The following is a 10,327-nucleotide window of genomic DNA, read 5'->3' as shown; positions in this document are numbered from 1 at the left end:
CGCTCGGCGCGAGACTGGGCGCATGGCCGCCAGGTCGCCGCGCGGGCGGGAGCGCTGGGGGTCGAGGTGGTGGAGCTGCCGACTGACCGCTTGTCGCTGGCGATGCCCGACGACCCGCGGCGCGCCTATGCCGAGGCGAAGGCGACGCTGGCGGTGACGGTCGCGCCACCGTCGAAGCGCCGCCTGCAACCGATCGCGCCCAGCGCCGACTGGCGGGTCGACCTCGCCGAGGGGTGCCCGGCGCATTGCAGCTATTGCTATCTCGCCGGTTCGCTCAAGGGGCCGCCGATCACGCGGGTCTACGCCAATCTCGACGAGATCCTGGCCGGCCTGCCGCCGCATCTCGGCCAGGGCACCATTACCTCGCGCAGCCGGGCGCGGGCGCATGAGGGCACCACCTTCGAGGCGTCATGCTATACCGATCCGCTGGCGCTGGAGCATCTGACCGGCTCGCTGTCGGCGGCGATCGCCTGGTTCGGGGAGTGGCAGGCGGACGCGCAGCTCCGCTTCACCAGCAAGTTCGCCGCGGTCGAGCCGCTGCTCGGCCTAGACCATCAGCGCCGTACGCGGATGCGCGCCTCGATCAACCCGCGCCGCTTCGCCCGGTTCGAGGGCGGCACCTCGCCGGTCGCCGCACGGCTGGCGGCGCTGGGGCGGATGGCGGCGGCGGGCTATCCGGTCGGGCTGACGATCGCGCCGATCATCGCCGCCGAGGGCTGGGAACAGGCCTATGGCGAGCTGATCGACGCGGCTGGCGCGGCGCTGGCCGGGGTCGCCGACCTCGACCTGACGGTCGAGCTGATCACCCACCGCTACACGGCGGGGTCGAAGGCGATGCTCGACAGCTGGTATCCGGGCTCGGCGCTCGACATGACGATGCAGGACCGCACCACCAAGCGCACCAAGTTCGGCGGCGAGAAGCAGGTCTATGACGCCGCGACGATGCGCCGCCTGCGCGGGTTCTTCGAGGAGGCGATCGGCCGCGTCCTGCCGCACGCGCGCATCCTCTACTGGACCTGAGATCAGCGGCGGAACACCGAGCCGCCGACTTCGCGTCTGGTGCCGCGGACGAGATCGACGATGAGGACGTAGCAGGCCTGCACGCCGGCACCGCCGTCGAACGCTTCGTCGAGCCCGACCACGATCAGCAGCGAGAATAGCAGCGCCTTCATGCCCACAAGGCTGCGCCGAGACCTTTAAGAAAGGGTTATTGCCGCTCGCTAGGCATCGATGGCGCTCGTCTCGATCCCGGCATCCACGGCGGCGATGATGTCGGGCCGGCGGGTGCTCAGCTCATATTGGCAGCGCGCGCCGAAACCGGGCTGCGTGTCCATCCGCATCAGCCCCTCTACCGGCCTGACCGAACATGGCAGGGCGGGCGCGTAGATGTCGCGGTGGCACCAGGCGCACATCGTCGCCCCCTGGCCGCTGGGGCCCGTCGTCCATGGCAGATGCGGCTCGGCGGCCATGATGTCCCCTTTTCTGTTTCGTCGCCCAACGCATGAGGCCGGTCAAGGAGCCGGCGGAAGCGGGCGATTGCATCGCGCCGGTGACAGGAGTGTAAGGGGCCGGACAGGGGAGCGACGATGAAGGACCTGAAGATCACCACCGGGGTCGCCGCCGCATTGCTGGCGGCGGGGTGCGGGCAGCAGGACAATGGCTGGACCGCGGACCGCGACACCGCCGTCTGCGTCGACCAGCAGGGCAAGCGCGTGCCCGACGACCAGTGCCCGGGGCAGCGACACGCCGGCGGTGGTATGGGCAGTGCATTCCTGTGGTATTATCTCGGCCGGCAGTCGGCGCTGCCTTATTATGGCGAACCGGTGCGCGGCGGCTCGTTCACGCCGGCGGCGGGACACTCCTATTTCCGGGCACCGGCGGCGACGGCGTTCACCCGCAGCGCCGCCGTCGCGCGCGGCGGCTTCGGCTCCTCGGCGCGCAGCTTCGGCGGTGCGGGCGAGTGATCCGCCGCACCCTGACGCCGCGTCCCGACTGGCGCCGCAAGGTCGAGGCGGAGGGGCTGATCTGGCACGGCGTTGGCCAAGAAGCGGGGGGCGGCGAACCCTATTGGAACGAGAGCGCCTGCTACAGCTTCACCCTCGCCGAGATCGAGACGGTCGAGGCGGCGACTGCCGAGCTGTACCGGCTGTTCCTCGCCGCCGGGCAGGCGATCGTCGACGACCAGCGGTTGCTCGACCGGTTCGGCATTCCGCCGGCATTTCACCAGCCGATCCGTGACGCCTGGAACGGCGAGCCGCCGGCGCTCAACTTCGGCCGCTTCGATCTCGGCTATGACGGTGCGGAACCGCCCAAGCTGTTCGAGTTCAATTGCGACACGCCGACCTCGCTGCTGGAGGCGGCGGTGATCCAATGGTCGTGGAAGGAGGAGGTGTTCCCCGCCGCCGACCAGTTCAACAGCCTGCACGAGCGGCTGGTCGCGAAGTGGCGCGACCTCGCGCCGCTGCTGCCGGCCCCGCTCTGGTTCGCCCATGCCGCCGATGCCTCCGGCGAGGATGCGGTCACCACCAGCTATCTGCGCGACACCGCCGAGGCGGCAGGGCTGGCGACGATGCCGATCCTGGTCGACGATCTCGGCTGGGACGCGGACCGGCACTGCTTCGTCGACCTGGACGAGCAGCCGATCGCGGCGCTGTTCAAGCTCTACCCATGGGAGTGGCTGGCGAGCGAGGCATTCGCGCCGCAGCTGCTGGAGAGCTTCGCCGACACGCTGTGGATCGAGCCGGTGTGGAAGATGATCTGGTCGAACAAGGCGATCCTGCCGATCCTGTGGCAGCTCTTCCCCGGCCACCCCAACCTGCTGCTGGCAAGCTTCGACATGCCGAACGGCGATGCGGTGGCCAAGCCGCTGCTGGCGCGCGAGGGGGCTAATGTCTCGATCCGCCGCGCCGGCACCATCCTCGCCGAGACCGCCGGCGTTTATGGAGAGGAGGGTTTCCTCTACCAGGCGCTGTACCCGCTACCGGAGACGGCGCCGGGCTGCTTCCCGGTGCTGGGCAGCTGGATCATCGACGGCGAGCCGGCGGGGATGGGCATCCGCGAGGACGGCCTGATCACCACCAACACCGCCCGCTTCGTGCCACATGTGATCGAGGGCTGAGCGTAGCGATCAGCGACGCCGCCGAGACGGTATCGCTTATTTTCGCTTCTTGTCGCGGCTGGCGTACAGCACCGCCCCGGCGATTGCCGCCGAGCCGATGCCGGCGGCGATGCCGATCGCCAGCGGCCAGCTCTTGGCCTTGTCGGCCAGCGCCTTGGCGGCGGCCTCGCCCTGCTCCGTCACCTCACGGGCGGCGGCGAGGATTTCGTTAGGGGCGTCGTCGCTCTGGTCGGTCACGCGGTCTCTCCTTTTTCGGCGTTATAGCGCGTCCGGAAGTCGTTGGCGAAGGCGGTGAGCCGCTCTTCGGCGATGGCGGCGCGCAGGTCGGCCATCAGCGCCTGATAGAACCAGATATTATGCTCCGTCATCAGCATCGCGCCAAGGATTTCGCCGGAGCGGACCAGATGGTGGAGATAGGCGCGGCTCCAGCCGGCGCAGACCGGACAGGCGCAGGTCGCGTCGAGCGGTGCCTGGTCTTCGGCGAAGCGCGCGTTGCGCAGGTTGATCGGTCCATCGCGGGTGAACGCCTGGCCGGTGCGCCCGGAGCGGGTCGGGAGGACGCAATCGAACATGTCGACGCCGCGCTCCACCGCGCCGACGATGTCGGTCGGCTTGCCGACGCCCATCAGATAGCGCGGCCGGTCCGCCGGCAACTGCCCGGGCGCGAAGTCGAGGCAGCCGAACATCGCCGCCTGCCCCTCGCCGACCGCCAGTCCGCCGATCGCATAGCCGTCGAAGCCGATGTCGATCAGCGCGTCGGCGGAAGACGCGCGCAGCCCCTCGTCGAGCGCGCCCTGCTGGATGCCGAAGATCGCGTTGCCCTCGGCATGGCCCTCGCCGGCGTCGAACGCGGCGCGCGACCGCCGCGCCCAGCGCATCGACCGCTCCATCGCCGCCTCCTGCACGTCGCGCGTCGCGGTGGTCGGCACCAGTTCGTCGAACGCCATGACGATCGTGCTGCCGAGCAGCCGCTGGATGGCGATCGACCGTTCGGGGCTGAGCAGGTGGCGGCTGCCATCGAGGTGCGACTTGAACGCGACTCCCTCCTCCGACCGTTGGGTGAGGTCGGCGAGGCTCATCACCTGATAGCCTCCCGAATCGGTCAGGATCGGCCGCTGCCACCCCATCAGCGCGTGCAGCCCGCCCAGCCGCGCGACGCGCTCCGCGCCGGGGCGCAGCATTAGGTGATAGGTGTTGCCCAGGATGATGTCGGCACCCGCCGCGGCGACGTCGCCCGGCTTCATCGCCTTGACCGTCGCGGCGGTGCCGACCGGCATGAAGGCGGGGGTGCGGATCTCGCCGCGCCGGGTGGCGATGACGCCGGTGCGTGCCGCACCGTCGGTGGCGGCGATCGAAAAGGCGAAGCGCGGCGTCATCGGCCCGGGTTCAGCGCCCGCGCCGCTTGCCGCCACGGCCATCGTCCGGCACCCGGCCCTCGCGGATGGTCAGGAGTTCGGCGCGGCTGACAGAGCCGTCGTGGTTGGTGTCCATCCGGTCGAACGCAGCGGCGAATGCGGCCTGTAACTCGGCCAGCGATATCCGGTCGTCGCCGTTGGCGTCGACCTCGAACGGGCTGGGCAGCGCATTGCGGTCGCCGAGATAGCGTAGCGCCCATTCGGCATAATCGAGGTAGCGCAGGCTGCCGCTATGGCCGGTGTCGACCGCCGCGAAGCTGCGTGCGATGCCGGCGGTCAGCTCGGCGCGGCTGGTGCGGCCGTCGCCATCGGTGTCGAAGCCGGCGATCGCCATCGCCACCGGGGCGACCACCATCGTCGCGGCGGTCGGCGCGGCCAGGACGGTCCGTGACGCGCGGCTGCTCTGTGAGACGAGTGCGTCCTGGCCGGCAAGGGTCATGACAAGGAGCGGGGTAAGAGCAGCGACGGTCGGCATCGGCCGCCCATGCCAGTCCCAGCGCTACTCCGCCAGCAACGCCGATCGAGGCAAGCTTAGCGCGACCCCGCGCCGTCCGCCTTGCTCAGCGCCGCCAGTTGCGTGGCATTGGCGCTTGCCGTCTCCGCCTGGGTCTCGATCGGCGCCGGCGGGGCTAGGTCGACCGGCGAGCCATCGACCGACGCGTCGACGATCGACACCTGCGTGCCGATCCGGGTCACCGCGAACAGCTTCTTCGCGAATGCGGTCGGGACATGGACGCAGCCGTGCGAGGTCGGGAAGCCGGGGTTGCTGCCCGCGTGGATCGCGACGCCGTCCCAGGTCAGCCGCTGCATGAACGGCATCGCCGCGTCGTCATACAGCGTCGAGCGGTGCATCGCCGCCTTCTGCAGGACGGGGAAGGAGCCGATCGGCGTCTCGCGACCCTGCCGCCCGGTCGAGACGGTGCTGACCGCGACCAGCGCGCTGCCGCGATACACATAGGCGCGCTGATCGGGCAGGCTGACCACGATCGACACCGCGGCGTCACCGCTGTCGCGCCAGACATAGCTGCCGGGAGCGAGCGTCGCCGCCTCGTCGACCGTCACGGACGCGGCGGCGGACGTTGCGGCAGCCGCCGGCATGGCCGACGATATCGTGGCAGCCAGCAGTGTCGCAGCAACGATCAGCATCCTCATGGCGAGCATCTCCACACCAGACGAATCCCTCAACGCGCCGATGCGAAAATCGTGCCGTCGCGCCCGGCGTGCGACGAAGCGCGCCGTTGCCGCGACGGATGGCGGTGTTCAGCCGGCAACGCACGGAAACAGCGGCAGAAAGTTACGACGGCGGCTGCTATATCGTCCGAGCGGAAGGGGTTCCCGGCAGGAGCGATGATGCACGATTGGTTGACGGCTGCGCATGATCGGCGCGCGATCCTGAAGAATGGGGCGGTTGCCGCGGTCGCGCTGGCGGTGCCTGGCGCTCTCTCCGCGACAGGTCCGCTGTTCCCGCTGACCCCGACCAAGGCGACCCGCCCGACCTTCCCGGTCTCGCCGCCAGCGACCAGCCCGCGCGTCGTCCGCCCCGAGCTGCTGCGCCATGCGCTCGCCGCGCTCGACCGACATGCGTCGCGGATCGAGCATCGCGATCGCATCGCCATCGCCGATTTCGCCGCGCCGTCGCGCGAGGCGCGCTTTCACTTCGTCGACCTCGCCAGCGGTACCAGCCAGTCGATGCTGGTCGCGCACGGCAGCGGCTCCGACCCCGAGCATAGCGGCTGGCTCAGCCGGTTCTCCAACGACGACGGCTCCAACGCGTCGTGCGAGGGAGCGTTTCTGGCTAGCGACTATTACAACGGCAAGCATGGCCGGTCGCAGCGGTTGGTCGGGCTCGATCCGACCAACAGCAACGCGCTGCCGCGCGGCATCGTCATGCACTCGGCCTGGTATTCCAACCCGGAGATGGTGCGCACCCACGGGATGCTCGGCCGCAGCCAGGGTTGCTTCGCGGTCGGCCAGAACGAGCTGGAGCGCGCCTTTGCGCTGCTCGGCCCCGGCCGGATGATCTTCGCGGCCAAGGTGTAAGGCCAAGTCTGTCATGCCGGGTCTGTCCCGGCATCCAGAGCCACGGGCGCAGCGCTGCTTGACCCTGGACCCCGGCACAAGGCCCGGGGGGACGAACCGCGGGAGCCAGCTCTTGCCCCCGCCGCCACTCGCGCTACCCTGGAGGTACGAGGGGAGCCGAATGGGCATCGACGACATCCGCGACCAGCCGACCGCCGCCGACATCCGGCTGGTGATCGGCGCGTCGGCGCTCGGCACCATGTTCGAATGGTACGACTTCTTTATCTACGGCACCCTGGCCGCGTCGGGAATTATCGGGCGCACCTTCTTCCCGGCCGGCAGCGAAGTGGTGCAGACGCTGCTCGCCTGGGCCGGCTTCGCGGTCGGGTTCGGCTTCCGGCCGCTGGGCGCGGTGCTGTTCGGCTATCTCGGCGACCGGCTGGGGCGCAAATACACATTCCTCGTCACCATCACGCTGATGGGCATCGCCACCGCCGGCGTCGGCCTGGTCCCCTCGGCGGCGACGATCGGCTTCGCCGCGCCGGCGCTGGTGCTGCTACTGCGGATCGCGCAGGGGCTGGCACTGGGCGGTGAGTATGGCGGCGCGGCGATCTACGTCGCCGAACATTCGCCGCCGGGCAAGAGCGGCTTCTACACCAGCTTCATCCAGGCGGGCGTGGTCGGCGGCTTCATCCTCAGCCTGGCCGTGGTCCTCACCACCCGCGGCAGCGTCAGCGCCGCGACGTGGGGCACCTGGGGCTGGCGCATCCCGTTCCTGTTCTCGATCCTGCTGCTGGCGGTGTCGCTGTGGATGCGGCTCAAGCTGTCGGAGAGCCCGGTGTTCGTGGCGATGCGCGCGCATGGAGCCCGCGCGCGCAACCCGCTGGTCGAGAGTTTCACCTATCCCGGCAACCTCCGGCGGATGGCGGTGGCGCTGTTCGGCATCGCTGCCGGGCTGACGGTGATCTGGTACACCGCGATGTTCACGGTGCTGTCGTTCCTGCAGACGACGATGCGCGTCGAGGAGACGACGGCGCAGCTCATCACCGGCGCGGGCGCGCTGATGGGGCTGGGCTGGTTCATCCTGTTCGGGCGGCTGTCGGACCGGGTGGGTCGCAAGCCGCCGATCGTGATCGGCTACACCCTGACGCTGATCCTGCTGTTTCCGATTTTCTGGGCGATCGGCGTCGCCGCCAATCCCGGCCTGTCGCGAGCCGCCGCCCGCGCGCCGGTGGTGGTGGCGGGTCCGGCCTGCGGCTACAGCCCGTTCGCCGCTACTCAGGCCGACGCCTGCGGCCGGCTGCTCGACTATCTCTCCAAGAAGGGCATCGCCTATACCAAGGCACGCGCTGAGGTGACGTTCGTGTCGATCGGCGGCGCGCCGGTTGCCGATCAGAGCCCTGCCGGCCTTGACGCCGCCCTCGCCGGCGCGGGCTACGACCTTGCCAAGGTGCGGCCGTCGCCGGGCCGGATCGCGCTCATCCTCGTCGCGATCCTGATGCTGGGGGCGCTGTCGGGGATCACCTATGGTCCAGTCGCGGCGTTGCTGGCGGAGATGTTCCCGCCAGCGATCCGCTATTCGTCGCTGTCGATCCCCTATCATATCGGCACCGGCTATTTCGGCGGCTTCCTGCCCTTCATCAGCCAATATGTCGTTGCCAAGACCGGCAATCCGTTCGCCGGGCTGTGGTACACGATGGCGGTGGTAGCGATGGCGTTGGTGGTGACGGTCATCGGGTTGAAGGAGCCGCGTACAGCGCTCGACGCGGGACGCGCACACCGATAACGCGGCGGGATGCTCCCGCTCCGCCTGTCGCTCGATGCCGGTGCCCTGGTCGCCAACTGGCGCACGCTGGCACGGATGAGCGGGCGCGCCCCGTGCGGGGCGGCGGTCAAGGCCGACGGCTATGGCCTGGGCGCGGTCGAGGTGGTGCGGCGGCTGGCGGCGGCGGGATGTGCCGACTTCTTCGTCGCGACCTGGGCGGAGGCGGCGAAGCTGGTGCCGCTGGGCGTGTCGCTGTCGGTGCTGCACGGCGTCCGCGCGGAGGACATGGCGGAGGCGCTGGCATCACCGGCGCGGCCGGTGCTGAGCACGGCGGCACAGGTCGCGCGCTGGCGCGAAGCCGGCGGCGGCGTGTGCGACGTGATGGTCGATACCGGCATGAACCGGCTGGGCGTCGCGGTCGAGGAGGTCGCGACCGGGCTGCTCGACGGGCTCGCGATCGACACGCTGATGAGCCACCTGGCGTGCGCCGACGACGACGCGGCAATGAACAAGCGCCAGCGGGCGAGCTTCGCCGCACTGGCAGGGCGGACCGCGGCCCTGCGGCTAAGCCTCGCCAACTCGGCGGGGATCGCGCTGGGGGCGGACTATGCGTTCGACCTCACCCGGCCGGGGCTGGCGCTGTACGGCGGTGTGCCGCGCGCCGAGTTCGCCGGCGTCGTCCGCCAGGTCGCGACGCCCGAAGCGCAGATCCTGCAACGTCGCCGCGTCGCCGCCGGCGAGACGGTCGGCTATAACGCGACCTGGCTGGCCGCTGCCGACACCGAGGTCGCGATCCTCAATATCGGCTATGCCGATGGCTATTGCCGCGGCTTTTCCAGCCATGGTCGCGGCTATGCGGGCGATGTGGCGTTGCCTGTGATCGGCCGCGTGTCGATGGACCTGCTCGCCCTCGACGTCGGTGCGGCACCCGGGCTGGCGGAGGGCGACTGGGTGCGGCTCGATTATGATCTGCTCGCGGCGTCCCTGGTCATGGGCATGTCGCAATATGAGCTTCTGACGGGGCTTGGCAGCCGTTTCGAGCGCCACTGGACGCCCTGAGCACCGTTCCTGCTGCACCTGCGCTGCGCAGCAACCATCATGTTGCGGCGCGGTATCAGCGAGTGTAGCAACGCTGGAGCAACAGGGGTGGATCATGAAGAAGCCAGCAGGCGACGGGCCCGTCATCGTCAAGAAATACGCCAACCGGCGGCTCTACAATACCGAGACCTCGTCCTACATCACGCTCGATCACCTCGCCGCGATGACGCGCGAGGGGCGCGACTTCAAGGTGCTCGACGCCAAGACCGACGAGGACATCACCCATAATGTCCTCACCCAGATCATCATGGAAGAGGAGAGCCGCGGCCAGACGATGCTGCCGGTCAGCTTCCTGCGGCAGCTGATCTCGATGTACGGCGACTCGATGCAGACGATGGTGCCAGGCTATCTGGAAGCGTCGATGGACAGCTTCCGCCGCAACCAGGAGCAGTTCAAGTCGGCAGTCGAGGGCGCGTTCGCCGGCTCGCCCTTTGCCGACCTCGCCAAGCGGAACATGGCGATGTTCGAGGCGGCGACGAGCGCGTTCAAGCCAGCCGCCACCGCGACCACAGGGTCAAACGGCAAGGACGACGAGATCGCCGCCCTGAAGGCACAGCTCGCCGCCCTCAACGAGAAGATCGAGCGCCTGAACCGCTAGGCGCTCGATTCCCTGCCGATCAGCGGCGGAGGCCGCGGCCGCCGTACCCGCGCCCATAGCCACCGCGATACGCATAGCCCCGGCCATAGCCATAGCCGCGGCCGTAGCCGTAGCCGTAATGGCCATAGTAGAAGAGGTGGTACGGATAGGGCCGGTAGGTCCAGGCACCACCATAGAAGAACCACGGCTGGTACCAGCCGGGTGCAGCGTAGTAATAGGGATCGTCGCCATAGCCGCCATAGTAGAAGGCTGGCGCGTCGCGGCGGACGACATAGCCCGGCGGGCAACCCGGGCTGGTCGAGTTGGCGCTGGTG

At 69.5% G+C, this 10,327-nt stretch carries 13 protein-coding genes and 1 pseudogene; 7 read left to right on the top strand and 7 right to left on the bottom strand.

Features of this window, described 5'->3' with window-relative positions; genetic code table 11:
- Positions 1-1,020: SPL family radical SAM protein (locus HUU96_RS05530; protein WP_174291850.1), on the top strand; the 1,020-nt coding region annotated here is incomplete at its 5' end.
- A 2-nt stretch (positions 1,021-1,022) separates the two neighbouring features.
- On the opposite strand, the gene HUU96_RS05525 is transcribed toward HUU96_RS05530, so the two are convergent.
- Together HUU96_RS05525 and HUU96_RS05520 are read right to left on the bottom strand one after the other, a co-directional pair.
- Complete coding sequence (locus HUU96_RS05525) at positions 1,023-1,172, bottom strand: hypothetical protein (protein WP_174291849.1); 150 nt, start codon at positions 1,170-1,172, stop codon at positions 1,023-1,025.
- Positions 1,173-1,220: 48 nt separating this feature from the next.
- Positions 1,221-1,469, bottom strand: a complete 249-nt coding sequence (locus tag HUU96_RS05520; RefSeq protein ID WP_174291848.1) for a hypothetical protein — start codon at positions 1,467-1,469, stop codon at positions 1,221-1,223.
- A gap of 117 nt (positions 1,470-1,586) precedes the next feature.
- On the opposite strand from HUU96_RS05520, the gene HUU96_RS05515 reads away from it, so the two are divergent.
- Positions 1,587-1,964 carry a hypothetical protein gene (locus tag HUU96_RS05515; protein WP_174291847.1) on the top strand — a complete coding sequence of 126 codons (378 nt, stop codon included), beginning with the start codon at positions 1,587-1,589 and terminating at the stop codon, positions 1,962-1,964.
- Positions 1,961-3,118 (top strand): glutathionylspermidine synthase family protein, encoded by a 1,158-nt coding sequence (locus tag HUU96_RS05510; protein WP_174291846.1) that lies wholly within the window; start codon positions 1,961-1,963, stop codon positions 3,116-3,118. Before HUU96_RS05515 ends, HUU96_RS05510 begins: the two co-directional genes overlap by 4 nt.
- A 36-nt stretch (positions 3,119-3,154) precedes the next feature.
- Here HUU96_RS05510 and HUU96_RS05505 read toward each other — a convergent pair whose 3' ends face one another.
- The 4 genes from HUU96_RS05505 to HUU96_RS05490 all read right to left on the bottom strand — a co-directional run bounded on the left by HUU96_RS05505 (position 3,155) and on the right by HUU96_RS05490 (position 5,685).
- On the bottom strand, positions 3,155-3,355 hold the full coding sequence (locus HUU96_RS05505; RefSeq protein ID WP_174291845.1) for a hypothetical protein: 201 nt from the start codon (positions 3,353-3,355) through the stop codon (positions 3,155-3,157).
- Complete coding sequence (gene tgt / locus HUU96_RS05500; RefSeq protein ID WP_174291844.1) at positions 3,352-4,494, bottom strand: tRNA guanosine(34) transglycosylase Tgt; 1,143 nt, start codon at positions 4,492-4,494, stop codon at positions 3,352-3,354. Before tgt ends, HUU96_RS05505 begins: the two co-directional genes overlap by 4 nt.
- Positions 4,495-4,504: 10 nt before the next feature.
- Positions 4,505-4,972, bottom strand: coding sequence for an EF-hand domain-containing protein (locus HUU96_RS05495; protein ID WP_174291843.1), 468 nt, complete (start codon positions 4,970-4,972; stop codon positions 4,505-4,507).
- A 92-nt stretch (positions 4,973-5,064) separates the two neighbouring features.
- Positions 5,065-5,685 (bottom strand): L,D-transpeptidase family protein, encoded by a 621-nt coding sequence (locus tag HUU96_RS05490; protein ID WP_174291842.1) that lies wholly within the window; start codon positions 5,683-5,685, stop codon positions 5,065-5,067.
- Positions 5,686-5,883: 198 nt separating this feature from the next.
- Here HUU96_RS05490 and HUU96_RS05485 point away from each other — a divergent pair, with 198 nt between their 5' ends.
- The 4 genes from HUU96_RS05485 to phaR all read left to right on the top strand — a co-directional run bounded on the left by HUU96_RS05485 (position 5,884) and on the right by phaR (position 10,013).
- A complete protein-coding gene (locus HUU96_RS05485) occupies positions 5,884-6,573 on the top strand; it encodes a murein L,D-transpeptidase catalytic domain family protein (RefSeq protein ID WP_174291841.1) in 690 nt (229 codons plus the stop codon).
- A 160-nt stretch (positions 6,574-6,733) separates the two neighbouring features.
- On the top strand, positions 6,734-8,338 hold the full coding sequence (locus HUU96_RS05480; RefSeq protein ID WP_174291840.1) for an MFS transporter: 1,605 nt from the start codon (positions 6,734-6,736) through the stop codon (positions 8,336-8,338).
- Positions 8,339-8,347: 9 nt separating this feature from the next.
- Positions 8,348-9,376 (top strand): alanine racemase, encoded by a 1,029-nt coding sequence (locus tag HUU96_RS05475; protein ID WP_174291839.1) that lies wholly within the window; start codon positions 8,348-8,350, stop codon positions 9,374-9,376.
- Positions 9,377-9,470: 94 nt separating this feature from the next.
- Positions 9,471-10,013, top strand: a complete 543-nt coding sequence (gene phaR, locus HUU96_RS05470; RefSeq protein ID WP_174291838.1) for a polyhydroxyalkanoate synthesis repressor PhaR — start codon at positions 9,471-9,473, stop codon at positions 10,011-10,013.
- 19 nt (positions 10,014-10,032) lie between these two features.
- On the opposite strand, the pseudogene HUU96_RS05465 reads toward phaR, so the two are convergent.
- Positions 10,033-10,327, bottom strand: a pseudogene (locus HUU96_RS05465) (hypothetical protein); the annotation flags it as partial.

It is taken from the genome of Sphingomonas bacterium (assembly GCF_903644135.1).
Lineage (GTDB): Bacteria > Pseudomonadota > Alphaproteobacteria > Sphingomonadales > Sphingomonadaceae > Sphingomonas.
The sequence above is the reverse complement of the archived record's forward strand: the minus strand, read 5'-3'. Positions and strand labels throughout refer to the sequence as shown.